Origin of the sequence: Anaerotaenia torta, from assembly GCF_050433395.1 — a bacterium.
GTDB classification, from domain to species: domain Bacteria; phylum Bacillota; class Clostridia; order Lachnospirales; family Lachnospiraceae; genus Mobilitalea; species Mobilitalea torta.
Genome location: NZ_JBNPXH010000003.1, coordinates 258,599 through 285,042 on the forward strand (window position 1 = coordinate 258,599; position 26,444 = coordinate 285,042).

The window sequence follows — 26,444 nt, forward strand, 5'->3', positions numbered from 1 at the left end:
TTGACAATAAAAAAGGAGGAGTCAGAAATGAAAAGAGCAGCAAAAAAAGTAGTGGCACTGGTATTGGCGGCAGTATTCTGTTTTTCCCTGGCAGGATGTGCCAACAATACAAAACCGTCGGGAGATTCGGATAACCCGGCGGGAGGAAAAAATCCAAGTAACCAGGAGGGTACCAAAGGAGAAGAGAAGAAACCGGTAGAAGTAACCTTTTCCGTTATGAACTCCACAAATGAGCTTCATGGATGGACCGCCATGGTAGAAGCGGCCAACAAAAAGCTTGCCGCAGAGGGCAGCAATGTCTCCATCAAGATTGTAAAAGAGGCGGCAGCCGACTGGCCGGAGTATTATCAGAAGATCGTCACTCAGATGGCGGCAGGCAAAGCGCCGGATATTGCCAGAATTGCCAACTCCTTTATGCCTACGGTAGTAAATAAGGGCCAGGCGGTGGATATCACATCCTATGTGGAGAGGGATCTTAACCTAGAAGATTATTTTGAAGAGTCCTTAAAGGGCGCAAACTATGTGGATGGGAAGTATTACGGATTACCCTCCGGAATTTATTACATGCTGATGTACTATAATAAAGATTTGTTTGATGCGGCAGGGCTGCCCTATCCCTCTACGGACTGGAATAATTCCATTACCTTTGACAAGACTGCCGAGACGGCAAAAGCGCTTACCAGCGGAAGCGGCGCAGCTAAGCAATTCGGTTTCTCAGCGGGTCCGTACATGGCATATATGGGAATGTATTCTATGAGCAATGGCGGAGTTAATGTATTCAATGCGGACGGAACCTGTGCTCTGAACAGCGACGCTACCAAAGGAGTTTATGCATGGTTTGACAATATGCTCAAAGTGGATGAATCCATGCCAAGACCGACGGACACAAAGATCATGGGCGCCTGGGATATGTTCAAGGCAGGACGCATTGCCATGACGGTGGAAGGCACCTGGTATTTATCCGATGCGAAGAGCATTACGGACTTCAATGTAGGAATCGCGGCGGTACCCTCGGGCAACGGAAAGGCATATGCCTCCATGTTCGTGGATGATTTCTTTATCTGCAAGGGTACCAAGCATGAAGCGGAAGCCTGGGAGGCCTTGAATGCATTATACAGCGAAGAGGCCTGGAGTGCTCTGGCGGCAACCGCGGTTGGAGGTCTTCCCATTCATAGAAAGGTGTTGGATGAAAATATTAATACCTTGCTGGGAGAAAAGGCAAGTGCCGGGGATGTGCAGGCTTTTGTAGACGGACTTGATCATGTGCTGGGAGTACCGTATAATGACTATTATGAGCAGGCGGACCAGAAGATTAACAATGTAATGGATGAATGGCTGCTGGGAGATATTACTTCGGACGAATTTGCCGACAAGGCAGCGGCTTATGTGGAGGAAGAAGCCGCAAAGGCCGCCGAGAAAAACAAGTAATTAATAGTGTGTTTGATTCAAGGCATGATAAGCAATTTGCTTATGATGCTTTGAATTGCTATAAGTGATTGCTGATGGGGAGGAACGGGTATATGTGTAAAGTTATCATTGTTGATGATGATCCATTCCTGAGAAAGGATTTGAGATTACTGATTCCCTGGGAGGAGCACGGGTTTGAGCTTGTGGGGGAAGCTTCCGACGGCCTTGGGGCAATGGAACGGATGGATGAGGTTCAAGGGGTGGATATTGTGATCACCGATATCTGTATGCCTTACGGAGATGGAATTGAATTGATCCGGGAGACGATGAAGAAGTACCCTTACACGAAATGCCTGGTAGTCAGCAATTACGACGACTTTAAATATGTAAAAGAAGCATTAAAATTAGGTGCAACCGATTATATTTTAAAATTTGAGATAGAACGGGATAATTTACTGGCTCTCCTTTTGAATACTAAAAGGCAAATAGCCTATGAGACACAGGCCAGATTAGAGACAATCAGAATGAACCGGTTAAGCAAGCTGGGGGAAGAGAGCCTGACCGTTTCCTTTTGGAGAAGATATCTTTGGAATGCCTCTGCTTCAACTGAGTTATTGCGGGAAGCCCAGGAGCTTCAGCTGAATATTACGGACAGCAGCTACAGTATGATTTTGGTGAAATTATTTTCCGATGAAGCAGAGAACAGGAAATATGTGTCTCAAAGACTCACCTCCTTAAAGGATTCTCTGGAGGATTATGAAGAGGTCTTTGCCGAGAACTATTTGATAGAGATTAATCCTTCCCAATTTGTTCTTCTTTATAAATTAACCAGTAATAGTACGATTATGGTTTTTAACGCAATCTATCAAATATCAACCAATATCTATAACAAATTGATTGTGAATGAGAAAATAGAAGCAGCGTTGGTAATGAATGAGTTTGGATCGCCCCATACGAAGTTGTCCGAGGTTTACCGCAATATGGAAAAGGTGCTTGTGTCCTGCTTCTATTATGATAAAAATAGAATATACACCAATAGAGATATCCTTGACCTTGCGGAAAGACAGGATGAGAAACTGACCGGCAGGCTTCTGAATTCGATTTTGAAAAGTCTGGTGAACGGCCAGGCGGAATTTTGCCTGAATGAATTGAAGAAGCTGTTCGATTTATTTCAGGAAAAGCTGTATGATCCGGAGCTGGTTTATCAGGTTACCGGCAATCTGGTGGAGCGTATGAAGTTTGCTCTCCGAGAGACCGGAGTAAAATTAGAGGATGAAAAGGCGGCATTGCAGCCGGGAGCTTTTCATAAGCTTTCACAGCTTTATGAAGGGTTAAAAAACTTCGTGCTTGAATTGTTGAAGCAAGGGCAGGAAGCGCTGGTTCACTCCAATGTGAGGATCGAAATAAAACAGGCGATTGAATTTATTTCGGAAAACTATCAGTCCAATATTACACTGGAAGAGGTTGCGGATCATGTAGGACTGAGTAAGAATCATTTTTGCAGATTGTTCAAGAATGAATTACAGGATAATTTTATCTCTTATATTAATCGCTATAGAATACAGAAGGCGAAATTCCTGATGGAACATACGGACAGAAAAATCAAGGAGATAGCCATTGATGTGGGGCTCAGTGACTATCGGTATTTCTGCAAAATATTTAAAGAAGAAGAGAAGATGACGCCCACGGATTATAAAAGGAATTGTAACAAAATTTGAACAGGAGTATTTTCCCTTCCGCCAATTGTTTTGAGAGAATTCCCCTACCTGTAAATTCTTTTTTACAAATTGCTGGAAGGCCTGCGGTTTTTTATTCATAACCTCTTCAAAGTCGCTTTCTAAAAAAGGCTGGTCAAATGACAGAAACTATTATATAATGACAGAGATATAAAACAAATTGAATACATCTGAGGTGTCAGAAAGCATATGTTGGCGGAAGCCTGTATAAGAGCATACGCTTGGTTCTGATGAAAAGGGAAACAGGTGCAAATCCTGTACGAACTCGTCACTGTGATAAGGGAGTTGCGGCAAACAAGCCACTGATTAAATTGGGAAGGCTGCCGTGAGCGATGATCTTTCAGCCAGGAGACCTGCCTTAGATGAAGTTGAAGACAGCCACGAGAAACTGGTATGTAATTATGGGATTGCTGTGAATGAATCAGCAAGCCCTGTTACCTCCATGCCTTTTGTGGCAATGGAGGTTTTTTATTATGGCAAAGGTAATCATGGTTCAAGGAACAATGTCAAATGCGGGGAAGAGCCTGCTGGTGGCCGGATTGTGCAGAATTTTTAAGCAGGACGGCTACCGGGTAGCCCCCTTTAAATCACAGAATATGGCCCTCAATTCCTATATTACGGAAGAGGGGCTGGAAATGGGAAGAGCACAGGTGATGCAGGCGGAAGCAGCCGGAATAAAGCCGTCGGTGCTGATGAACCCCATTTTATTAAAGCCCACCAATGATGTAGGCTCCCAGGTTATTGTCAATGGGGAAGTAGTCGGGAATATGAAAGCAAGGGATTATTTTGCCTACAAGAAGAAGCTCCTTCCAGATATAAAGCGGGCCTACGAGGAGTTGGAGAAGCAGGCGGATATCATCGTCGTAGAGGGAGCTGGAAGCCCGGCAGAAATCAATCTGAAGGAGAATGATATTGTCAATATGGGGCTGGCAGAGCTTTTGGATGCGCCGGTTCTGCTGGTAGGAGATATTGACCGCGGAGGAGTCTTTGCTCAACTACTTGGAACCCTGATGCTGCTGGAGGAGCATGAGAAGGCAAGGGTACAGGGACTGGTGATCAATAAATTCCGGGGAGACAAATCGATTCTGGATCCGGGAGTGGTTATGCTGGAGGAGAGAAGCGGTGTGTCGGTCGTCGGTGTGGTTCCGTATATGAACCTCAGCCTGGAGGATGAGGACAGCCTTACAAACCGGTTTGAACATAAGGAAGCAGGCCGGATCGATATTGCGGTAATCCGGTTTCCCAGGATCTCTAACTTTACCGATTTTTCCGTATTTGAGAGAATTCAGGGAGTATCCGTCCGGTATGTGGCTTCTGTTTCAAAGCTGGGCCATCCGGATATGATTATCCTGCCGGGAAGTAAAAATACCATCGGCGATCTGCGGTGGATGCGGCAGAACGGCCTGGAGGCAGCGGTTAAAAAAAGCCGGGGTGAAAGTGTTATCTTCGGAATCTGCGGAGGATACCAGATGCTGGGACGCACTATAGCCGATCCTCACGGTGTTGAGGAAGGCGGTACAATCCGGGGAATGGAGCTGCTGCCCATGAATACTGTTATGGAGCGGGAGAAGATACGGACCCAGGTAAGGGGGAGCTTTGGAAAGCTGCCGGGAATTTTGTCCGGTCTGTCCGGAATGAAAATGAAGGGGTATGAAATCCACATGGGCGTTAGTAAGGTGGATACGGGAAGCGGGTGCCTCTGCGCTCTGGAGAATGAAACAGGGGGAGGCTGCAAGGAAGACGGAATTGCGGCAGACAATATCTATGGCTCCTATGTACATGGCATCTTTGACGAAGGGACGGCAGCAGAGACAATTATCAGAGCCCTTGCGGGGAGAAAAGGGCTGTCCATGGAAGCAGGTATGTCAAAGGAAGAAGGAATGTTCCTGGAAAATGGGCTTACCATGGATTATGAAAGCTTTAAGCAATCCCAGTATGACAAGCTGGCAGAGACATTGAGGGAATACCTGGATATAAAAGCGATTTACCGGATGCTGGAAGGGAACTGGAAAGAGGCATGACAGAGAGAGGCACGACAGAGAGAGGTATGACAGAGAGAGGCATGACAGAGAGAGATATGACAGTTAGAAGCATGGCAGATAAAAGATTGGCGGAAAGAAGTATGACAAGGGAAGAGTTGGAAGGTATTCATATTGATCCGCCGGATAAACTTCTGCAGCAGGCCGTCAAGGAAAATTGGGATCAAATTGCAAAGCCGCTGGACGGCTTTGGGGAATTTGAAGCAATCATTTCAAGAATCGGTGCAATGGCGGGAACCGTTCAGATGGATCTGTCTAAAAAAGCGGTTATCATTATGTGCTCCGATAATGGAATTGTAGAGGAGAAGGTGAGCCAGTCAGGCCAGGAGGTTACGGCGATTGTAGCGGAGAATCTGGTAAAGGGAGCCGCTTCTGTCTGCAAGATAGCAAAAAAGGCGGGAGTAGACCTGCTGCCTGTGGATATTGGGATTAATCAGAGGGGTTCCATCCCTGGGCTCCTTTCTTATAAAATCGCTCCGGGCACGAAGAATTTCAAAAGAGAACCGGCCATGTCTGAGAAAGAGGCCTTAAAAGCCATTGAAACCGGCATCTACATTGCATCGGAATGTGCGGAACGGGGATACAGGATACTTGCAACCGGAGAGATGGGAATTGGAAATACGGCTACCAGCAGTGCTATGGCAGCGGCGATGCTTCCCTGTGGGGTGGAAGAGGTCACCGGCAGAGGAGCCGGGCTCAGTGCCGGCGGAGTGGAGCATAAATGCAGGGTGATCAAAGAGGCGCTGGAGCAATATCAGCTTCACAGCCAGGACACCCTTCGCATTCTCGCGACGGTGGGAGGCTTCGATATCGCCGGGCTAACGGGAGTATTTATCGGAGGCGCAATGCATCGCATCCCTGTGGTCATTGACGGAGTGATCAGTGCGGTGGCGGCGCTGACCGCACAGAGGCTGGTTCCCGGAACCAGGGATTATATGATTGCCTCCCATAAGAGCCGGGAGCCGGGCGCAAGGAAGATTCTGGAGGAGCTGGGTCTGCATCCGGTGCTGGATGCTTCCCTGGCCCTGGGAGAGGGCACGGGTGCGGTAATGATGCTGGCATTACTGGATATGGTTCTTACGGTGTATCAGAATCGGACCACCTTTGAGGATTACCGGATGGAGCAGTATGCCCGCTATCCGGTAAAGGATTAGAGGAAGGCTGAAAGAAATAGAATAGATCAACGAAGGGGGGATCGGGTCCATGCCGGAAGTTTGCACAGCAAAAGGCGTGGGCATACTTATGATCGTAACGGTAATGGGAGGCAGCGGAAGCGGCAAGTCGGCTTATGCCGAAGCAGCGGCGGTCTCGCTGGCTGGCGGGGAACCGCTGTATTATCTGGCAACCATGCAGGTCTATGATGAGGAAGGCGAGAGAAAAGCGGCAAGGCACAGAACCCTGAGAGCAGGCAAAGGCTTTATCACTTTGGAGCAGCCTTCCAACATCACGGAAGCCCTGACGCGAATAGAGACTGGGAACAGCACGGTGTTATTGGAGTGTATGTCCAACCTTGCGGCAAATGAAATGTTTTCGGAAGCCGGTCAAAGGCCGGAGGAAGAGACTGCTTCAAAGATCAGTGAAGAGATCCGGCGGCTGGCCGGGGGATTGAAGCATCTTATTGTAGTTACCAACAATGTTTTTGAGGACGGCATAGAATATGATGCTGCGACCATGAGCTATATAAGAGCTCTGGGCAGAGTGAACGGGATGCTGGCGGCTGTATCGGATGCGGTGATTGAGGTGGTGGCCGGTATTCCGGTGCCGGTGAAGCTGGAAGCGGCGGCCGGAAGCCGGCATCATATTTTGCTGTCGGCGGAGGCGTTCCGGGGCCGGAAAGAGGGTGCATAATGTTATTTAAAGCTTGTTTGATTTCGTTTTCCATGTACTCCAGGATACCGGTTCCCCAATTGGAGTGGAAGGATGAGAATATGAAATATGTTCTCTGCTTCTTTCCCTGGGTCGGGGCGGTAATCGGGGGGCTGACCGTACTGTGGGGAATGCTCTGCGCCCGGTTTCAATTGGGAAGCGTCCTGTATGCGGCGATAGGGACGGTTATTCCTCTGCTGGTGTCAGGGGGCTTTCATGTGGATGGCTTTATGGATACCATGGATGCCTTCCATTCCTACCAGAGCAGGGAAAGAAAGCTGGAGATATTAAAGGATCCCCATATCGGAGCATTTTCGGTAATACAGCTTGTCATATATTATCTGATCTATTTTGGAGCATTTTCCGGGATCAACGGCCTTAAGGCATTGATTATGGCGGGAGCAGGCTATTATCTGTCCCGCACCTTAAGCGGTATCGGGGCGGTAACCCTGCGCAATGCCAAAAAGGAAGGGCTGCTGTATCTGTTTTCCAGCAAAGCCCATGAAAAAAATGTGAAGCTATGGCTATACGTCCAATTGCTGTTGTGCGTAGTGGGGATGGTCTGGCTGTCACTGTGGACCGGAATTGCCGTGGCTGGCGGTGCAATCCTTACCTTCGCTTATTACCGTCATCGCTGCTACAAGGAATTGAACGGGATTACCGGAGATACGGCGGGATACTTTGTAACTCTTTGCGAAGGTGTGATGATAGTAATGATAGCAGGCTGCCGTATTGCAGGATTGATCTAGTGTATTGCCAGTGAAAGCGGAATGAGACAGCACACTAGCGGAGCGGGCGGAGAGAAAGGATATGATTATAGTATGGAGTTATACATCGGCGGATACGCTCAGGGAAAATTAAATTATGTGCTGGGCCGAACCGGAATCCCTGCAAGCCAGGTGGCGGACGGTGCGGAGGGCTTGCCGGAAATGGAGACAGGAAAGATAAGAATCATCAATCATTTTCATCTTCTGGTAAAAGGCCTGCTGAAGGAAGGGAAGAACCCGGAAACCTTGACAGAGGAATGGATGAGACGGTACCCGGAATTGATTATCATTTCCGATGAGGTCGGCAACGGGATCGTACCGATGCCGAAGGAGGACAGGGAATACCGGGAAAGACTGGGGAGAATTCTCTGTAAAACGGCCTCCGAAGCAGAAAGGGTGGAACGCATTCTATGCGGGATAGGACAGAGAATCAAGTAGATAGCATTGAAATAGATATGGATGAAATAGATCTGATTGAAAAAAATATGAATCCAATTGATATAACGCCAATCGATCTGATTTTGATACGCCATGGGGAAACTCCCTCCAATGAATCGGGGAAGTATATCGGAAGAACGGATGAGAGCCTGTCTGAAAAAGGGAGGCAACGTCTGGAGGACGGTAAGAATGCAGGAATGTATCCAAAGGAAGGCATCCTGGTGTCCAGCCCCATGCGGCGCTGCCGGGAGACGGCGAAGCTGCTGTACGGCAGCGAGCCTCTTCTCATCGAGGAGTGGAGAGAGATTGATTTTGGCCGTTTTGAAGGAAAAAACTACAAGGAATTGTGCGGGGATGCAGACTACCAGGCGTGGTTGGACAGCAACGGGGAGCTTCCCTTTCCGGAGGGCGAGAGCAGGGAGGAATTTGTTCTCCGGTGCCGGAAGGGGCTGGACAAGCTTCTTCGGATGATGCCGGATATGGGAAGTATGGCAATGGCCGAAACAGAAAGTAAAACAGAAGCCGCCAGATATCCTTCCGTCATCGCGGCCGTTCATGGAGGAACGATCATGGCGCTGCTAAGCTCCTATGGCAGCGGGGGATATTTTGATTATCAGTGCAAAAACGGCGAAGGCTACCGCTGTTTGCTTGAAATAAGCAATACAGGGGAGTACAGCATTGGCATGGCAGAAAGGCTGGAAAGGAAAAACGGATGATATACCATATGGCAGGTTTTTTTATCGGGTTTGTAATGGATCGATTATTTGGAGATCCTTACTGGCTATGGCATCCCATACGTCAGATCGGCAGTCTGATTGCGGCCCTGGACCGGCGGCTTCTGGGAAGTATCGAAGGCGGGAACCGGGACGATCAGAAGGAACTCCGGCGGGGCGTGCTCCTGGTGATTCTGGTGCTGACTGCCACCGCAGCCGCGGCCTATGCCATTCTCGCTGTTGCTTACAGCGTTGCCCCGCTGCTGGGGCTGGCTGCAGAGAGCATCATGACTTATCAGATTCTGGCGGCAAAATGCCTGAAGGTGGAAAGCATGAAGGTGTACCAAAAGCTCCGGGAGCAGGATCTGGAGGGGGCGAGGAAGGCCGTAGCCATGATTGTGGGCAGGGATACGCAGCAATTGGATGAAGAGGGCGTGGCCAAAGCAGCAATTGAGACAGTGGCGGAGAATACCTCCGACGGTGTGATTGCTCCCATGCTGTTTCTGGCACTGGGCGGCCCGGTACTGGGCTTCCTGTATAAAGCGGTAAATACCATGGACTCCATGGTAGGATATAAGAATGACCGGTATCTGTATTTTGGAAGGGCGGCGGCCAGGCTGGACGATATACTGAATTATATACCGGCAAGAATCAGCGCACTGCTGATGATTCTTGCCTGCCCCTTTGCCGGTGCCGGTTATCATATGAAACCGGCCTGGAGGATTTACCGGCGGGACCGGAGGAATCATGCCAGCCCCAATTCGGCTCACACGGAAGCGGTCTGTGCCGGTGCATTGGGGATACGCCTGGCAGGGGATGCCAGCTATTCCGGGAAAATAGTTCAAAAACCGTATATTGGTGATGCGGTCAGGCCGGTGGAAGACCGGGATATTATCCGGGTAAACCGTCTGATGTATCTGGCATCGGATATTTGCCAAGGCATCTGCCTGGCGGGGATGCTGGCGATTTATTTATACAGGTTTGTTTGATTGCCGGCATTATATGAATTGTTAGTGCCGCTATCGGCATACAGCAGGAGGACAGAATGCTTCACGGCGGTGACATCTATCGTAACAAAGTAAATATGGATTTTTCGGTGAACATCAATCCCCTTGGGATGCCTGATGCAGTGAAGGATGCTCTGCTGCAGGCGGTGGAGCACTGCGGGGAATATCCCGACATAAAAGCGGAAGCCTTGAAGAAGGGGATTGCGCAGCGGACCGGAGTGTGCCCGGAGAGGATTGTAGCAGGCAACGGCGCATCCGAGCTGTTCTGTGCCATTGTCCATGCGGTCCGTCCCAGGAGGACGGTTATTCCGGTTCCTTCTTTCTTCGGCTATGAGCGGGCGGCAAGAGCCTCCGGGGGAGAGCTGATTTTCTATCCGATGAAGGCGGAGACAGGCTATCAATTGGAGGAAGGACTGCTGGAGTATTTGACGGAGGAAGTGGATCTGCTGTTTTTGGCTAATCCCAATAATCCGGTGGGGAATCTCATAGAGAGCAGGCTCCTTGAGAAGATAGCGGAGCATTGCGGCAGAAAAGGGATTACCCTGGTCATTGACGAATGCTTTTTGGAGTTTACCGGGAAGGAGGAGCAGTATTCCTACAAGGATAAACTGGATCGTTATCCGGGGGTTATCGTAGTGCGTGCCTTTACTAAGATCTATGCCATACCGGGGGTGCGGCTGGGATATTTGCTTTGCTCCGGCCCGGAATGGAAGCGCAGGATAGAAGAACAGCTGCCGGAATGGAACCTGTCGGTGTTTGCCCAGAGAGCGGGAGTTGCGGCTTGCGGGGAAGAAGGGTTTGCAGGCAGGACAGCCTGGTATGTAAGCCGGGAGCGGCAGTATTTAATCGGTGAGATGGAGAAGCTGGGTATCAAGGTGTATCCATCCGATGCAAATTACCTTTTGCTGGAGACGGAGCATCCTCTCTACGAAGGGCTGCTGGAAGAAGGCATTCTGATTCGCGACTGCGGCAATTATAAAGGCTTGGATCGGGGCTTTTACCGGATTGCAGTGAAAAACCGTGAGGAGAATGAGCTTCTGCTGAATGCGGTCCGGGAGATACTTAGGGCTCACGGTGCGGTTCCTGCCAGGTTTGCAGGGGAGAAGGAGGGGGATAGAGATGGAGATTAATCTGGAAGGCGGACGGCCGGGGACGGCAAAGACCGGCTTCGAGGCTCTGGAGGCGGTATTGCCGGAGGAGATTGAGAAACGCAGCTTTGAGATCATTACAGAGGAGCTGGAGGAACGAGGCATCCGGCTCTGTCCCCAGCAGGAGCCGGTAATCAAACGGGTCATCCATACCAGTGCCGATTTTGATTATGCCGGCACGCTCACCTTCTCCCCGGGAGCGGTAGAGAGGGCAAAGGAGTTGATTCTTGCCGGTGCGGACATTGTAACGGACACCAATATGGCGCTGGCCGGGATTAATAAAAACGTCCTGGCACGTTACGGGGGGGAGGCCCATTGCTTTATGGCGGAACCGGAGGTTGCCGAATTGGCGAAGGAGAGACGGACCACCAGGGCGGCGGTAAGTATGGAGAAGGCTTCCCGGCTGGAGAAGCCGGTGATCTTTGCGGTTGGAAATGCTCCTACGGCTCTGATACAGCTCTATGAGCTGCTGGAGAAGAGACAATACAGACCGGCTTTTATCATCGGGGTTCCGGTGGGTTTTGTTAATGTGGTGGCAGCGAAGGAGCTGATAATAGGTACGGATATCCCCTATATCATTAACCGGGGCAGGAAGGGCGGAAGCAATGTGGCAGCAGCCATCTGCAATGCCATCCTTTATGAGCTGGGGAGATAGATTAAAGGCTGCGGCATGGAGGATTAAAAATGCGATATGGTTTTACGACGGGCAGCTGCGCGGCGGCAGCTGCAAAGGCAGCGGCTTACATGCTGCTTACGGGTAAGATTAAGGAAACAATAACCATAGATACGCCGGCCGGAAAGCCTTTTCAGGCGGAGATCCTGGAGATTTGCAGAGAAGACACCAGGGTGAGCTGCGCCGTCTGTAAGGATGGGGGAGATGACCCGGATATTACCACAGGGGCATTGATCTTTGCCACAGTCTCACCGGAACATTTTCCGGAGGGGGAAGAGAGCGGGTCTTGGCCGGAGTCCGGAGGAAATCACATCCTGATTGACGGCGGTCCGGGAGTTGGAAGAGTGACAAAGCGGGGATTGGATCAGCCCGTTGGAAATGCAGCAATTAATCACGTTCCCAGGGAGATGATCGCCAAAGAGGTGGCCGAGATATGCCAACTGGCCGATTACCAGGGAGGTCTTCGGGTGGTGATCTCCGTTCCCGGCGGAGAAGAGCTGGCCAGTAAGACCTTTAATCCCAGGCTGGGCATTGTAGGAGGTATCTCCATCCTGGGGACAACGGGGATCGTGGAACCCATGAGCAGCCAGGCCCTGTTAGATACCATCCAGGTGGAGCTGAACGTGAAGAAGGCGGAGGGCAGCCTGGCCGTGGCAGTGACCCCCGGAAATTACGGGCGGAATTATATGAAGAAATACTATCAGTACGATCTGGATCAGAGCGTGAAATGCAGCAATTTTATCGGAGAAACCATCGACATGGCGGCTGCCTCGGGCTTTCAGGAAATGCTTCTGACGGGGCACATCGGCAAGCTGGTGAAGCTGTCCGGCGGCATCATGAACACCCACTCGAAGCAGGGGGATTGCCGGATGGAGCTGATGGCGGCGGCGGGCCTCCGGGCCGGAATCACCGCAGAGACGGCTCTGGAAATATTGAACAGTGCCACGACGGAGGAAGCGGTGCGGCTGCTGGCAGAATGCGGCTGTCTGGAAAAAACTATGGAAATCATTATGGAGAAGGCATGTGCAAATCTTAGGGCACGGGCAGCCTCCAGAATTCATATTGAGTGCATCATGTATGCTCAGGACTTCGGAGAGCTGGCAAGAAGCAGCGGGGCAGCCCAGCTGCTGGAGAAAATCAAGGAAGCCGCGAAGGCTGAGGAGAAGTCATGGAGGTAGAAATGGTACATTTTGTTGGGGCCGGAACCGGCGCCGTGGATTTGATCACCGTAAGGGGAATGCGGCTGTTAGAACAGGCGGATGTGATAATATATGCGGGCTCTCTGGTGAATCCGGAGCTTTTGCAGTACGCAAGAGAGGGATGCCGCTTGCATAACAGTGCCAAAATGACACTGGAAGAGGTGATTGATGTGATCCGGGAGGCGGATCAAAAGGGAGACCGGATTGTGCGCCTTCATACCGGAGACCCCAGCGTATACGGGGCGGTACGGGAGCAGATGGATATCCTGGAGGAGCTGGGAATCCAGTATGACAGCTGTCCCGGTGTCAGCGCCTGTTTCGGGGCGGCAGCATCTCTGAATCTGGAATACACCCTGCCAGGAATCTCCCAGAGTTTGATTATCACCAGAATGGAAGGCAGGACTCCGGTGCCGGAGAAGGAGAGCATTGAGAGCCTGGCGGCGCATAGGGCATCTATGGCGATTTACTTAAGCACCGGGCTGCTGAAGGAGCTGGAGGAACGGCTGGTCAGAGGGGGTTATCTCCCGGATACACCGGCGGCCATTGTCTACAAGGCCACCTGGCCGGAGGAAGAAGCCTATATCTGTACCGTCGAAACGCTGGATGAGACAGCCAAAGCCCATAAGATAACCAAAACTGCGCTGATTCTGGTGGGTGATGCTCTGGCACACCGTGAATATCAGCGTTCCAGACTGTACGCACCGGATTTTGAAACAGAGTTTCGAGGAAAACGGCTATGAGAATCAGTGTAATCAGTTTTACGGCCAGAGGGGCGGAGCTTTCCAGGCAGATATACCAGAGCCTGGAGCATGGGGTAGAACAAAAAACAGAGCAGAAGACAGAGCAAACGATAGAGCAAAGTACAGAGCAGAAGATAGAGCTGTCCCTGTACACTAAGCATAAAGCATCAGGGAATCGAGGTTTAATATCCGTTTCAGAGCCCCTTTCTGCCTGGACAGAGAAGCAGTTTGAGGAGAAGAACGCGCTGTTGTTTATCGGAGCCTGCGGGATTGCTGTCCGCGCTATCGCTCCCATTCTCAGGGATAAGCTCACAGATCCTCCGGTCCTGGTCATGGATGAGGCTGGGCAGTTCGTAATACCGGTCTTATCCGGCCACTATGGCGGGGCCAATGCGCTGGCGAAGCAGCTGGCGGACAGGATTGGAGCAACAGCGGTAATTACTACTGCGACGGATGTAAATGGACTTTTTGCCGTAGATGTGTTTGCAAAAAGCAATAATCTGGCAATCTGCAACCGAAGCGGTATCGGAAAGGTATCCTCCATAGTGCTGGAGATAGAAACTGTTACGATGGCTGTTGCTGGGAAATGGGCCGGAACACCTCCCAAGGAGGTCATAATGAGACCCTACCCGGTACAGGAGAAGGTGTCCGTATTGGTCTCCCCATTTGAGGAAGGTGAGGACAGCGCTGATTTGCAGCTGTGTCCCAGGGCAATTCTGGTTGGAATAGGCTGCAGGCGCGGAAGAACTCTTTCCCAGATTGAGGCGGTTCTTCATAAGCGGATGAAAAAGGCCGGAATCCGCTGGGAAGCGGTTGCCGCCATTGCATCGGTGGACCGGAAGAAGGAGGAAGAGGGATTAATGGAACTGGCTGCAAAATACCGGATTCCCTTTCAGACTTTTTCCCCCGGGGAATTAAGCCGGGTGGAAGGAGAATTCCAGGCTTCTGCTTTTGTGCAGGAGCAGGTGGGCACGGATAATGTATGTGAGCGTTCCGCCATGGCTGCGGCAGGCAGCGGGGGAAGGCTGATATCGGAGAAATATGCGGAGGATGGCATTACCATAGCCATTGCGCTTCAGGATTGGAGGGTAGTCTTTGATGAAATATAAAATATCAGTGGTAGGCATAGGGCCGGGAGCGGAAGAGATGATGACCCTTCAGGCACTCAGGGCGCTGGAGGAGAGCGAAGTCATCGTAGGCTACGGCGTATATCTGGAGCTGCTGGAGGAACGGTTCCGGGAGAAGGAGCTGCTGTCCACTCCGATGAAAAAGGAAATCGAGCGTTGCAGAATGTGCTTTGAAGAGGCGGAGAAAGGCAAGAAGGTTGCCATGGTCTGCAGCGGAGACGCGGGTGTATATGGGATGGCCTCTCTGATGTATGAAATCGGAAGGGAGCATCCGGACTGTGAGCTGGAGATAATTCCGGGGATCACGGCTGCCAACAGCGGGGCAGCCTGCCTTGGGGCTCCGCTGAATCATGATTATGCCGTAATCAGCCTCAGTGATTTACTGACACCCTGGGAGCTGATTGAGCAGAGGCTGAGAGCGGCGGCCCAGGGGGATTTCTGTATCGCACTTTATAACCCCTCCAGCCATAAGAGGGCGGATTATCTGCAAAAAGCCTGCGATATCCTGCTGGAGAGAATCGAGGAGAGCAGAGTCTGCGGCTATGTGGAGAAGATAGGAAGAGCCGGAACAAGGAGCGTTACCTGTACGTTAAAGGAGTTGAGAGAACAACGGGTCAATATGTTTACCACAGTTTTTATCGGCAATTCACGGACCCTGCTCCAGGAAGGGAAGCTGGTAACACCGAGAGGATACCGCTTATGAAGCAGATACTTATCTTTGGAGGAACCACTGAGGGCCGGAGTCTGGCGGAATATCTCACCGGCCGGGGCATCGGCTGTACGGTCTGTGTTGCGACGGACTACGGCAGACAGGTGATGGAAGAGAAGCAGGGGCCGCATGGAGGCGGGCAAAGCCTGATCCTTCATCAAGGCAGGATGACAGCGGAGGAGATGAAGGAGTTTATTGCAGCGGAGGATTATCTGGCGGTAGTAGATGCGACCCATCCCTTTGCCGCTGTGGTTTCGGAAAATATCAAAGAAAGCCTGAAGGGCAGCCGGATACCCTATCTGCGTCTGAGCAGGGATACGAAGAAGCAGCGAATCAGACAGGAGGAGATCACCGGCTATTCCGGTCATGAGGAATGTGTCCGGGCACTAAAGAAAACCAGGGGCAATATCCTCCTGACCACCGGCAGCAAGGAGCTGGCGGTATATGCGGGGGAGGAGGAGCTTCGAGCCAGGCTGTATGTAAGAGTGCTGCCGGGAGTGGAAAGCATCCTGGCCTGTCAGGGGCAGGGACTTGCCGGGAAACAGATTATTGCCATGCAGGGGCCGTTTTCCAGGGAGATGAATGAGGCCATGCTCCGCCAGTTCGATATCCGCTATTTGGTCACCAAGGAAAGCGGAAGCACCGGTGGCTTTGAAGAGAAGCTGGAGGCCGCCGGACGTACCGGGACACAGGTCATGATCATTGGCAATCCGGAGAAGGAGCCGGGTTATACCATGGAGGAGGTCTGCCGGGAATTAGAGAGGCTGACCGGCATTGCTCCTGAGAAAAAGCAGACCTGGCAGATATCCCTGATTGGTATGGGAATGGGAAGTTCGGCTCTGCTGACCGGGGAAGCCTGGCAGGCAATTGACGAGGCGGAGGTAATATTCGGCGCAGAGCGGCTTTTGGAAGACCTTCCAAGGCAGGTGCGGACTTACCCCTATTATCTGGCCGGAGACATTATCCCCTGTTTGAAGGAAATAGAGAAGAAAACAGCAGGAAGAAAAGGCCCCGGCTGTGGCTGTATCGGCCGGGCGGTGATTCTTTTCTCCGGCGACACCGGCTTTTACAGCGGAGCCCAGAAGCTCTATGAGGCGCTGCAACAGGAAATCGCCGGGGGAGAACTGCAGGCGGAGGTAAGAATCTGTCCGGGTATTTCCTCCCTTTCCTATCTTTGCGCAAGGGCGGGGATGAGCTGGCAGGATGCCAGGATATTGAGCATCCATGGCAGAAGTGCAGATGTTCCCAGGGCGGTGAGGTCAAACAGGAAATCCTTTCTTCTCGTATCCGGTTTGGAAGATATGAGGCGTCTCGGCGCGGAGCTTTTGGAAGCGGGGCTGGACGAGGTAAGGATCATAGCAGGATATCAGCTCTCTTATCCGGAGGAGCAGCTTCTGGAATTGCACCCGGAGGATTTAGAGAAGCTGGAGGAGCAGGGGCTGTATTCCTGCCTGCTTCTTAATGAGAGGGTGCAGAAAAGAACTTTGACTCATGGGCGGCCGGACAGCGCATTTCTGCGGGACAAGGTACCTATGACCAAGGAGGAGATAAGGGAGGTATCCATCTGCAAGCTCCGTTTGTATGAGGAGGCTGTTCTCTACGATATTGGGAGCGGTACGGGCTCCATTGCAGTCGAAAGCGCGGAATTGTCCGATACCGTCCAGGTCTATGCCATTGAGAAGAAGGAAGAAGCCGCCTGTCTGCTGGAACAAAATCAGGAGCATTTTGGTCTGCGCAATATCCGGGTGATCCGGGGGGAGGCGCCGGAGGTTCTGAAGGAACTGCCGCCTCCGACCCATGTCTTTATCGGCGGAAGCAGCGGCAATCTGAGGGGCATATTAGATGAGCTTTACCGGAAGAATCCGACGGCCCGTGTCGTAATCAATGCGGTTACGCTGGAAACCATCAGTGAGATTACCTTCATTTTGAAGGACCTTCCGGCGGAGCAGGAGGAGATTGTTCAGATCCAGGCCAGCAGGGCCAGAACGGCGGGAAGCTATCATATGATGCTGGCGGAGAATCCGGTCTATATTGTATCCTTTGATTTTACACCGGGCTTTGTCCGCCCCATTGACGGCGGAACAGGGCTGGAGCAGGAGAGGAGAGAGGGATGAAAGCACCTAGAATCATGATGGCGGCGGTGGGCAGCGGAAGCGGTAAGACCCTTCTGACCTGCGCTCTCCTGCAGGCAATGACGGATTTGGGGAAGAGAACCGCAGCCTTTAAATGCGGCCCGGATTATATTGATCCCATGTTTCATCAAAGGGTGATCGGTGTACCCTCTAAAAACCTGGATACCTTCTTTACGGATGAGGAGACCACCCGCCTCCTGCTGCTGGAAGGGGCCAGAGGGAAGGATATCTCTGTTCTGGAAGGTGTCATGGGACTGTATGACGGCCTTGGGGGAATCAAGGAGGAGGCATCCTCCTATCATATGGCTGCGGTGTCAGGCACCCCGATTCTGCTGGCGGTTGACGCCCATGGGATGGGAAGGTCGGTGATTCCGTTGATTGCAGGCTTCCTGCAGTATGACAGGCAGCATTTAATTCAAGGAATAATCTTAAATAGGATCTCGAAACCATTTTATGAAACCATTAAGCCGGAGATCGAGGAGCAGCTGCCGGTCCAGGTGCTGGGGTATTTTCCGAAGCTGAACGGACTTCAGCTGGAGAGCAGACATCTTGGGCTGCTGCTGCCGGATGAAGTGAAGGATTTAAGGGAGCAGGTAAAGCAGGCAGGGGACACCTTCAGAGCCTGTATGGATATGGAGAAGATAGAAGCCATTGCCTCCCGGGCAGCTGAGCTGGAAATGGGTGCGGGATTGCTTCCTTTCCCTGTGAACGAATCAGGGGCAGAGGCAGACGCGGACGCATCGGACACAAATCTGTCCGAGGGGGCACCCTGCCGGAGAAAGTCCAATGCAGAGGAGCTTCGGATTGCCGTTGCAAGGGATGAAGCATTCTGTTTTTACTACGAAGACAATCTAAAATTGCTGGAACGAGGCGGAGCCAGGCTGGAATTCTTCTCCCCGCTGAGAGATAACAAGCTGCCGGATCATGTTCATGGATTTCTGCTGGGAGGCGGATACCCGGAGCTTTATGCCCGGGAGCTGTCGCAGAATACCGGCATGAAGGAGAGTCTATACCGGGCAATAGAAGGAGGGATGCCCTCTCTGGCGGAATGCGGGGGTTTTATGTATCTGCATGAGACCATGGAGAATCCCGATGGCAAGGCTTTTCCCATGGTAGGAGCGGTTAAGGGAAGCTGTCATTATACGGGGAAGCTGGTGCGCTTTGGATATATCAGCGTCATTGCAGATACCCGGACCTTCCTGGACTGCACCGGGATACGGGGGCATGAATTCCATTACTATGACAGCACGGATAACGGAACCTCCTGCATCGCACAGAAGCCGGTCTCCGGGAAGAACTGGAGATGTATCCATGCCGGAGAGAATCACTGGTGGGGCTTCCCTCATCTGTATTACTATTCCAATACGGAGTTTGTCCGTCGGTATTTAGAGAGGGTCAGAGCTTATGCACAAAACACATCACTTCAGCATTGACTATTATGCCTATCGTTCGGGCCTGGGATACTGGAATACGGATTATAAAGCAGCCTTTTCCGTCGCTGCACTGATTATCGTCATCGCAGCGGACAATCTGGGGATATCAGCCGTGACCATATTATTTATGCTGTTTCTCAGTGTTGGAATCGGGAAGCTTCCCCTGGGGGAATATCTGCGGATGCTGCGGCTTCCTGCCGCCTTCCTCCTTCTGGGGGCTGTGGCAATTCTGATACAGGTGGGAAGGGGAGAGGGCAGTTTATTTTCTATTCCTTTCTTTGGAACAAAGCTGTTTCTCACAAAGGAGAGCCTGTACCTGGCCGGAAGGGTGGTGCTAAAAGCATTTGCGGCGGTCAGCGCCTTTTACATGCTGACGCTTTCCACTCCCATGGGAGAGATTATCTCCGTTTTCCGAAAGCTCCGTGTACCCAATGTGATATTGGAGCTGATGCATCTGATCTACCGGTATATCTTTGTTCTGTCGGATATCAATCAGAAGCAGAAGGAGGCGGCCGGCTCAAGACTGGGTTACAGCAGCCTGAGAACCTCCTTCCGCACCTTCGGCGCCGAATTGGCGAACCTTCTGGTGCTTTCCCTTAGAAGGGCGGAGCTGCACTATGATGCCATGGAGTCCAGGGGCTATGAGGGCAGCTGTCTCTTCTGGGAGGAAAAACGGCCGCTTAAGAAAGGGCAGTTGGTTTACGGTATTATTTATATTGTGATGCTGGCGATAATAGCTGCCGTAAGGAGGTGGTATTAATGAAGGAGAAGCTTTTGGAGGTAAAGAATCTGAGCTTTACCTATGACGGAGACCGGACGGCATTAAAGGATGTCAGTATAACGATCTTCCGGCAGGAAAAAATAGCTGTGCTGGGTGCCAACGGAGCAGGAAAATCCACCTTCTTTCTGAATTTGAACGGGGTCCGGGAGCCTGCCGGGGGCGAGATTTATTATCGGGGCGAGGCTATTGGCAGAAAGAATAAAAACAAGCTGCGGCGGAAGGTGGGTATTATATTTCAGGATCCGGACCATCAGATGATTGCTTCCACAGTAAAAGCAGAGGTGGCTTTCGGTCCCTTGAACATGGGGCTTCCAAGAGAGGAAACAGAGCGGAGGACTATGGATGCCATTCGAACCATGGGACTGGAGGAATATCTGCTGCGCCCCCCGCATTATCTCAGCGGCGGGGAGAAGAAAAGAGTCAGCATTGCGGATATTCTGGCGATGGATTCAGAGATCATGATTTTCGACGAGCCTACGGCATCCCTGGATCCGGCTAATGCCGGTATGCTGGAGAAGGTTCTGGACCAGATCGGGCTGGAGGGAAAGACCATACTCTTGTCCACCCACGATGTGGATTTTGCCTATCGCTTTGCAGACCGGATTCTGGTCTTTCATGAAGGATGTCTTATCGGTGACGGCACGCCGGAGGACATTTTCAGGGAAGAAGAATTGCTGAAAACAGCCCATTTAAAGAAACCGGTTTTGATGGAGGTCCATGCCTTACTGGTGAGGAACGGACTGCTGCCAGAGCAGGAAATCTCTTCTGAGCGCAGCACGGGCAAGGAGGTTGGCTGCCCCAGATCCCTTGAGGAACTGGAAGAGCTTTTGAAAAATAATTATTTCAGTCATTAGGCGGTTGCGAAGCTCCGGAAAAAGGGATTTCGCAGCTGCTTGAGGAAAATAGATAATAATAGGAAAGTGAGGAAAGGTAACATGACTAGGAAACAAAAAAAGATGATTGCAGCACTTGCAATCCTGTCGGCAGCCGCCGGTATTTATCCGGTAGCCGGCGCAATGCACATTATGGAGGGGTATCTGTCACCGCAATATTGCATTGCCTGGGGGGTATTATGCATTCCCTTTATCGTGGCAGGCTATCTGGCGATTAAGAAGAGGCTGACGGAGAGCAGAAGAAATATCACACTGCTGGCCATGGCGGGAGCATTTATCTTTGTGATATCCTCTTTGAAAATCCCTTCGGTTACGGGAAGCTGTTCCCATATGACCGGAACCGGCCTGGGGGCAATCCTCTTTGGACCGGCAACTGTCAGCATTCTGGGTATCATCGTACTTCTGTTCCAGGCGATTCTTCTGGCCCATGGCGGGTTGACCACCCTAGGTGCAAACACCTTCTCCATGGCTATCGCAGGACCCTTTGTAAGCTATGGAATATTCAAGCTGTGCAAGCTGGCGAAAATAAACCGCTATGCCGCTGTTTTCCTTGCGGCATCGCTGGGAGATCTCTTTACTTATTGTGTGACAAGCTTCCAGCTTGCCATAAGCTATCCGTCCCAGGAGGGCGGCGTTCTGGCATCGGCAGGAAAGTTCCTGGGAGTATTTGCTCCGACCCAGCTTCCTCTGGCTATTCTGGAGGGAATTCTGACGGTTTTGGTTATCATGGCTTTGGAAGCTTATGCACAGCCGGAACTGGGCATGCTGAATTACAATAAGGAGGTAAAGTAGGATGAGTAAGACGAAGAGAACCGTTATCATATTGCTGATCGCGGCAGCCCTGATTGCGCTGGTGCCGCTATTTGCCTTAAAGGGTGCGGAGTTTGGAGGCTCCGATGATGCCGGCAGCGTGATGATCGAAGAAATTACCGGCAGCTATGAGCCGTGGTTTACGCCTGTTTTGGAAACCATGATCAACGGCGAGCTTCCGGGAGAGGTGGAGAGCCTTTTCTTCTGTCTTCAAACCGGAATTGGCGTGGGAATCATTGCCTTTCTCATGGGACGTCTGGTGGAACGTAAAAAATGGACGGGTACGAAGGAAAAGGCATAGGATATAAAGCATAAAGCGGTACTGAGCCAGCAAAGGAGAGCAAGATGAAAAAGGGAATTTTGATGGTAAGCTTTGGTACGACCTACCGGGATACCAGAGAGAAGAATATAGAGAGGCTGGCAGAGGCAGTGCGGGAGAACTTCCCGCACTGGAAGCTTTATCAGGCTTACTCCAGCCAGAGGGTAAGGAACGTACTGGAGAAAAGAGATCATATCCGGATTCCGGGAATTCAGGAAGCATTGCTGGAGATGCTTCAGGAAGAAATCACGCATGTGGCGGTTCTTCCTACCCATGTTATGGATGGTATTGAGAATAACAAAATGAAACATGCCGTCGAAGAGGTTCGTACTCTGTTCACCGAGGTGAAGATTGCGGGAGCACTCCTTGGAGGGGAAGCGGATATTAAACTGGTTGCCGGAGCGATCTGGGAGGAGATAAAAGAGATAGCCGGAGATGACCCGGTGGTATTCATGGGCCATGGCTCCGCACATGAAGCAGATCAGTGTTATGCAGAACTGGAGACGGCCCTGCGAAGCAGTTCCGGGAGGGAGCTCTATATTGCAACTGTGGAGGGTGCGGTCAACATTGCTTCTGTGATAGAACGGCTGGCTGCGGAGCAGAAAGGAAAGGGACGTATTCTGCTGCTTCCCCTGATGTTGGTGGCGGGGGACCATGCCATTCATGATATGGCGGGGGAGGAAGCTTCCTTTGCATCGGAATTAAAGGCCGCAGGTTATGAACCGGAATGCATACTGAAAGGTATGGGGGAATATGAAGGGATTCGTGAAATCTATATAGAGCACTTGAGAAAAGTGATAGATTGAGAGATAATAGAACAGGAATGGATCAGAGAGTAAGACCAAAGGTAAGATAGGAAATTGATTGGAGATAGAGATGGATAGAGGCAGAAGAACAGACAGATGCAGGAGACCGGAGTTAAACAGAAGAACAGATGGAGACAGAGTAAATCAGGATAGAACAGATCAGGACAGAGTAGATCAAGACAGGATAAATCAAGATAGAGCAGATCAGTATAGAATAGGTCAAAATAGAACCGGTCGAAGCAGGGGGCGGTCTTTTGCTACGGCATTCTGTCTGACTGCAATCTTAAGTCTGCTATGTGCCTGTCATAGAGGAGAAATTCTCAGAGAACCGGAACCGGATGAAACATACGATGCCGTTACCTTTACAGATGACCTGGGCTATACCGTAACCGTCGCATCCCCGGAGAAAACAGCGGTTTTATCCGGAAGCTATGCGGATATGTGGCAGCTGGCGGGAGGGAAGATCGCCGCGGTGACCCAGGATGCGGCAGATACCATTGAAATAACAGAGGACATGGTGAATCTGGGAGATTTGAAGAAACCCGGCATCGAGACAATGATTGCGGAAGAGATTGACTTTGTGATTCTCTCCAGCATCATTGCAGAGCATGTGGCTCTGCGGGACAAGCTGGAAGCGGCGGGAATCACCACCGCTTATTTCGAGGTGGAGAGCTTCGGGGATTATGCCGATATGATGAGCATCCTTACAGAGATTACAGGAAGAAGAGATCTCTACGAGGAAAATGTCACGGCCCTGAGAACGAAAATTGATGCCCAGATTGCCAGAGCAGACGGGAGCAATCCCAGGATATTGCTGTTAAGAGCATATTCCGGCGGAGTAAAATCCCGGGACAGCTCCAGCATGACCGGACAGATGCTGAAGGATCTGGGCAGTATCAATATTGCGGACAGTGAAAAGGGGCTGCTGGAGAATCTGAGCATGGAAGCGATCATTGCAGAGGACCCGGATTTTATCTTTGTAACGACGATGGGAGAATCTCAGGAAGCTGCCCTTAGGATGGTGGAGGAGCTGCTGATCTCCAACCCGGCCTGGAGCGGGTTGAAAGCGATTCGGGACAATCATTATTATGTCCTTCCCAAGGAGCTGTTTCATATCAAGCCCAATGATCGCTGGGCAGAGAGCTATCAGATTCTGGCGGATTATCTGTATGGAGGAGAATAGGGTACGGAGGTGGATTGGATGAAGAAAAGTCAGAAAAGAATAGGAATTATATTTCTTCTGCTTCTGATTATGATTGCGGCGGGTGTCCTTGGAGGGCCTGTAAAGCTGTCCCTCCGGGATCTGCGGGAGTTGGTGAATGATGACGGGCTTACGGCGGCAGGGAGGATCATTCTGCATGTGCGGCTTCCGAGGGTGGCCGGTGCGGTTATTGCCGGGATGGGGCTTGCGGTGGCAGGCGCGATCATCCAGACGATATTCAATAATCCCCTTGCAGGGCCGAATCTCATCGGTGTCAACTCCGGCGCGGGACTTGCCGTTGTCCTGGCCGGAGTAATTCTGCCCGGCTCCTACCGTATCCTTCCCCTGGCGGCATTTGCGGGAGCGCTGCTGACGGTGCTCTTCGTGTATTTCCTTGGCAAAAGGACCGGTTCCTCTAAGATCACACTGATCCTGGCGGGCATTGCCATCAACAGCCTGCTGAGCGGTGCGGCAGACGCGGTGTACACCTTCAGCGAGACCTCGCTGATCGCAGGAAATGCTTTTAAAATCGGCGGTTTAAGTAATATTCATACCACTACTCTGCAATATGCCGCCGTCGCCGTAGTGCTTGCAGTGCTTTTGTCCCTGCTTCTTCATAATGAACTGGAGGTATTGTCCCTGGGCGAGGATACGGCAAAGACCCTGGGCTTGCCGGTGGCATTTTACCGTTTCCTGTTCTTAATGCTGGCGGCGGTGCTTTCCGGCGCGGCTGTGAGCTTTGCGGGGCTGTTGGGATTTATCGGCCTGATCATTCCCCATATCGCCAGAATGCTGGTGGGGGAGGAGAGCAAATATTTCATCCTGGCAAGCGCATTGCTGGGAGCGTTGTTTTTATTAGCCTGTGATTATGCCGCCAGAACCTGGTTTGCACCCTATGAGCTGCCGGTGGGGATTATCCTGTCATTTCTCGGCGCGCCGTTTTTCATATGGCTGCTGTTTCGCGGGAAAAGGAGGGGACAGAATGCTTAAATTGGACAATATTACCGCCGGATACGGGAGACTGCCGGTGATCAGAGAGATCAGCATCGGCTTTGAGCAGGGCGGGATTACTTCCGTCATCGGCCCCAACGGGAGCGGGAAAAGCACTCTTTTGAAAGCGATTCTGGGCCTGTGTGAGGTTCAGAGCGGCGGCATATATTTGAATGGCAGGGAGAGACAGGATATTCCGGGGAAGGAGTATGCCGGACAGCTGGCTTATCTGCCTCAGAGCCGTCAGGCAGGGGCCATTACCGTGGGGCGGATGGTACTGCATGGCAGATTCCCCTATCTTTCCTATCCCAGGAGATATAGAAACGAGGACTATGAGCATTGCCGCCGGGCCATGGAGAGAGCAGGAATACTGCAGCTTAAGGAGAAAAGAGTGGAAGAGCTGTCCGGGGGACAGAAGCAGAAGGTATCCCTGGCTATGGTGCTGGCAGGAGAGGCGGATACTTTTCTGATGGATGAACCGGCTGCTCATCTGGATATCCGTTATCAGCTGGAGCTGCTGGAGCTGATGAAAGAGCTGAAGGGACAGGGAAAGACGGTGATTGCGGTACTGCATGATCTGAATTATGCAATGAACTGCTCGGATTCCCTTGTGGTCATGAGCCGGGGAAGCATGGCAATGCAGGGATCCCCTGAGGAAGTGTATCAAAGTGGTATTCTGGAAGAGGTGTTCCAGGTCAGAATGGGATGTATTTCCGGTGATGACGGAAGGAAGCATTATATTTTTGATTTGTAAGGGAAGGGATGGGGATAGCTATGAGCGGCATTTTATATGGAGTGGGAGTGGGTCCCGGAGATCCGGAATTATTAACGCTGAAGGCACTAAGATGCATCCGTGAAAGTGATGTTGTTATTCTTCCCTCCGAGCCGAAGGAGGAATGCTATGCTTACCGGATTGTAAAGCAGGTATATCCGGAGCTGGATGAAAAGGAAATACTCTGCAAGCCCTTTCCCATGATCAAGGATAAGGCGATTTTAAAACAGGTACATGATCGTATTTATGAGGAGGTAATCCGACTGCTGGATGCGGATAAGACCGTGGCCTTTCTTACCATAGGGGATCCTTCGGTATATTCCACTTACAGCTATATCCACAGCAGGGTAATGGCATTATCGGCGAATATGCCGGGACAATATCACGGCAGGGCGGAAATGGTCAGCGGGATTCCCTCTTTTTGTGCGGCGGCTGCGTCTCTTGGAATCTCCTTGGGGGATAATAAGGAAGAGATACACATCATCCCCGGTTCCTATGATATCTCCGGCACCCTGGAGCGGAAGGGAACCAGAATATACATGAAATCCGGCAGAAAGCTGGCAGAATTAAAGAAGGCCTTGCAGGAATATGAAGGCCTTGGGAAGCTGGAAGTGTATACGGTAGAGAATTGCGGTATGGTCAATGAGAGAATCAGCACCGGAATAGAACATATGGATATTGACAGCGGTTATCTGACCATTGTCATTGTAAAAGAAAGAGCAGGAAAGGGCTGATCGC

The 26,444-nt window shown here is 51.3% G+C and carries 26 protein-coding genes and 1 riboswitch; all 26 genes read left to right on the forward strand.

The features are described from left to right. Window positions 1–27: 27 nt before the first annotated feature. The 26 genes from HNQ56_RS07145 to cobI all read left to right on the forward strand — a co-directional run bounded on the left by HNQ56_RS07145 (window position 28) and on the right by cobI (window position 26,440). Window positions 28–1,428, forward strand: coding sequence for an ABC transporter substrate-binding protein (locus tag HNQ56_RS07145; RefSeq protein ID WP_429144132.1), 1,401 nt, complete (start codon window positions 28–30; stop codon window positions 1,426–1,428). Between the two features lie 92 nt (window positions 1,429–1,520). After that, window positions 1,521–3,125 (forward strand): response regulator transcription factor, encoded by a 1,605-nt coding sequence (locus tag HNQ56_RS07150; RefSeq protein ID WP_429144133.1) that lies wholly within the window; start codon window positions 1,521–1,523, stop codon window positions 3,123–3,125. A gap of 224 nt (window positions 3,126–3,349) precedes the next feature. After that, window positions 3,350–3,518: riboswitch (cobalamin riboswitch) on the forward strand. Between the two features lie 98 nt (window positions 3,519–3,616). Further along, a complete protein-coding gene (locus HNQ56_RS07155; RefSeq protein ID WP_429144135.1) occupies window positions 3,617–5,164 on the forward strand; it encodes a cobyric acid synthase in 1,548 nt (515 codons plus the stop codon). 71 nt (window positions 5,165–5,235) lie between these two features. Next, the gene (cobT, locus tag HNQ56_RS07160) at window positions 5,236–6,336 is read left to right on the forward strand and encodes a nicotinate-nucleotide--dimethylbenzimidazole phosphoribosyltransferase (RefSeq protein WP_429144137.1); all 1,101 of its coding nucleotides are present in this window, start codon (window positions 5,236–5,238) and stop codon (window positions 6,334–6,336) included. Between the two features lie 49 nt (window positions 6,337–6,385). After that, window positions 6,386–7,030 carry a bifunctional adenosylcobinamide kinase/adenosylcobinamide-phosphate guanylyltransferase gene (locus tag HNQ56_RS07165; protein ID WP_429144139.1) on the forward strand — a complete coding sequence of 215 codons (645 nt, stop codon included), beginning with the start codon at window positions 6,386–6,388 and terminating at the stop codon, window positions 7,028–7,030. After that, window positions 7,030–7,797 carry an adenosylcobinamide-GDP ribazoletransferase gene (locus tag HNQ56_RS07170; protein WP_429144141.1) on the forward strand — a complete coding sequence of 256 codons (768 nt, stop codon included), beginning with the start codon at window positions 7,030–7,032 and terminating at the stop codon, window positions 7,795–7,797. Before HNQ56_RS07165 ends, HNQ56_RS07170 begins: the two co-directional genes overlap by 1 nt. 21 nt (window positions 7,798–7,818) lie before the next feature. Beyond that, window positions 7,819–8,253: a bifunctional adenosylcobinamide kinase/adenosylcobinamide-phosphate guanylyltransferase gene (locus HNQ56_RS07175; RefSeq protein WP_429144143.1), complete on the forward strand. Its 435-nt coding sequence runs from the start codon at window positions 7,819–7,821 to the stop codon at window positions 8,251–8,253. After that, complete coding sequence (locus tag HNQ56_RS07180) at window positions 8,226–8,969, forward strand: histidine phosphatase family protein (protein ID WP_429144145.1); 744 nt, start codon at window positions 8,226–8,228, stop codon at window positions 8,967–8,969. The genes HNQ56_RS07175 and HNQ56_RS07180 overlap by 28 nt, the downstream gene beginning before the upstream one ends. Further along, window positions 8,966–9,955: an adenosylcobinamide-phosphate synthase CbiB gene (cbiB, locus tag HNQ56_RS07185; protein WP_429144146.1), complete on the forward strand. Its 990-nt coding sequence runs from the start codon at window positions 8,966–8,968 to the stop codon at window positions 9,953–9,955. The genes HNQ56_RS07180 and cbiB overlap by 4 nt, the downstream gene beginning before the upstream one ends. A 56-nt stretch (window positions 9,956–10,011) precedes the next feature. Next, window positions 10,012–11,103, forward strand: coding sequence for a pyridoxal phosphate-dependent aminotransferase (locus HNQ56_RS07190; RefSeq protein ID WP_429144148.1), 1,092 nt, complete (start codon window positions 10,012–10,014; stop codon window positions 11,101–11,103). Further along, window positions 11,093–11,776, forward strand: a complete 684-nt coding sequence (locus HNQ56_RS07195; protein ID WP_429144150.1) for a precorrin-8X methylmutase — start codon at window positions 11,093–11,095, stop codon at window positions 11,774–11,776. Before HNQ56_RS07190 ends, HNQ56_RS07195 begins: the two co-directional genes overlap by 11 nt. A gap of 29 nt (window positions 11,777–11,805) precedes the next feature. Further along, window positions 11,806–12,972 carry a cobalt-precorrin-5B (C(1))-methyltransferase CbiD gene (cbiD, locus tag HNQ56_RS07200; RefSeq protein WP_429144152.1) on the forward strand — a complete coding sequence of 389 codons (1,167 nt, stop codon included), beginning with the start codon at window positions 11,806–11,808 and terminating at the stop codon, window positions 12,970–12,972. A gap of 2 nt (window positions 12,973–12,974) precedes the next feature. Continuing rightward, window positions 12,975–13,733 (forward strand): precorrin-4 C(11)-methyltransferase, encoded by a 759-nt coding sequence (gene cobM, locus HNQ56_RS07205; protein ID WP_429144466.1) that lies wholly within the window; start codon window positions 12,975–12,977, stop codon window positions 13,731–13,733. After that, on the forward strand, window positions 13,730–14,842 hold the full coding sequence (locus tag HNQ56_RS07210) for a cobalt-precorrin 5A hydrolase (RefSeq protein WP_429144154.1): 1,113 nt from the start codon (window positions 13,730–13,732) through the stop codon (window positions 14,840–14,842). Before cobM ends, HNQ56_RS07210 begins: the two co-directional genes overlap by 4 nt. Then, the gene (cobJ, locus tag HNQ56_RS07215; RefSeq protein ID WP_429144468.1) at window positions 14,832–15,563 is read left to right on the forward strand and encodes a precorrin-3B C(17)-methyltransferase; all 732 of its coding nucleotides are present in this window, start codon (window positions 14,832–14,834) and stop codon (window positions 15,561–15,563) included. Before HNQ56_RS07210 ends, cobJ begins: the two co-directional genes overlap by 11 nt. Then, window positions 15,560–17,683 carry a precorrin-6A reductase gene (gene cobK, locus HNQ56_RS07220; protein ID WP_429144156.1) on the forward strand — a complete coding sequence of 708 codons (2,124 nt, stop codon included), beginning with the start codon at window positions 15,560–15,562 and terminating at the stop codon, window positions 17,681–17,683. The genes cobJ and cobK overlap by 4 nt, the downstream gene beginning before the upstream one ends. Further along, window positions 17,680–19,134, forward strand: coding sequence for a cobyrinic acid a,c-diamide synthase CobB (locus HNQ56_RS07225; protein ID WP_429144158.1), 1,455 nt, complete (start codon window positions 17,680–17,682; stop codon window positions 19,132–19,134). Before cobK ends, HNQ56_RS07225 begins: the two co-directional genes overlap by 4 nt. Further along, entirely contained in the window at window positions 19,106–19,894 is a 789-nt protein-coding gene (gene cbiQ, locus HNQ56_RS07230; protein ID WP_429144160.1) for a cobalt ECF transporter T component CbiQ, read from the forward strand. The genes HNQ56_RS07225 and cbiQ overlap by 29 nt, the downstream gene beginning before the upstream one ends. Continuing rightward, window positions 19,894–20,769 carry an energy-coupling factor ABC transporter ATP-binding protein gene (locus tag HNQ56_RS07235; RefSeq protein ID WP_429144161.1) on the forward strand — a complete coding sequence of 292 codons (876 nt, stop codon included), beginning with the start codon at window positions 19,894–19,896 and terminating at the stop codon, window positions 20,767–20,769. Before cbiQ ends, HNQ56_RS07235 begins: the two co-directional genes overlap by 1 nt. An 81-nt stretch (window positions 20,770–20,850) precedes the next feature. Further along, the gene (locus HNQ56_RS07240; RefSeq protein ID WP_429144163.1) at window positions 20,851–21,600 is read left to right on the forward strand and encodes an energy-coupling factor ABC transporter permease; all 750 of its coding nucleotides are present in this window, start codon (window positions 20,851–20,853) and stop codon (window positions 21,598–21,600) included. Between the two features lies 1 nt (window position 21,601). Continuing rightward, the gene (locus HNQ56_RS07245) at window positions 21,602–21,919 is read left to right on the forward strand and encodes an energy-coupling factor ABC transporter substrate-binding protein (RefSeq protein ID WP_429144165.1); all 318 of its coding nucleotides are present in this window, start codon (window positions 21,602–21,604) and stop codon (window positions 21,917–21,919) included. Window positions 21,920–21,963: 44 nt separating this feature from the next. Next, window positions 21,964–22,743, forward strand: coding sequence for a sirohydrochlorin cobaltochelatase (locus HNQ56_RS07250; protein WP_429144166.1), 780 nt, complete (start codon window positions 21,964–21,966; stop codon window positions 22,741–22,743). Between the two features lie 70 nt (window positions 22,744–22,813). Continuing rightward, window positions 22,814–23,926, forward strand: coding sequence for an ABC transporter substrate-binding protein (locus HNQ56_RS07255; RefSeq protein WP_429144168.1), 1,113 nt, complete (start codon window positions 22,814–22,816; stop codon window positions 23,924–23,926). 18 nt (window positions 23,927–23,944) lie between these two features. Further along, window positions 23,945–24,934, forward strand: a complete 990-nt coding sequence (locus HNQ56_RS07260; RefSeq protein WP_429144170.1) for a FecCD family ABC transporter permease — start codon at window positions 23,945–23,947, stop codon at window positions 24,932–24,934. Beyond that, window positions 24,927–25,688 carry an ABC transporter ATP-binding protein gene (locus HNQ56_RS07265; protein WP_429144172.1) on the forward strand — a complete coding sequence of 254 codons (762 nt, stop codon included), beginning with the start codon at window positions 24,927–24,929 and terminating at the stop codon, window positions 25,686–25,688. The genes HNQ56_RS07260 and HNQ56_RS07265 overlap by 8 nt, the downstream gene beginning before the upstream one ends. A gap of 8 nt (window positions 25,689–25,696) precedes the next feature. Next, window positions 25,697–26,440: a precorrin-2 C(20)-methyltransferase gene (gene cobI, locus HNQ56_RS07270; RefSeq protein WP_429144174.1), complete on the forward strand. Its 744-nt coding sequence runs from the start codon at window positions 25,697–25,699 to the stop codon at window positions 26,438–26,440. Window positions 26,441–26,444 lie beyond the last annotated feature (4 nt).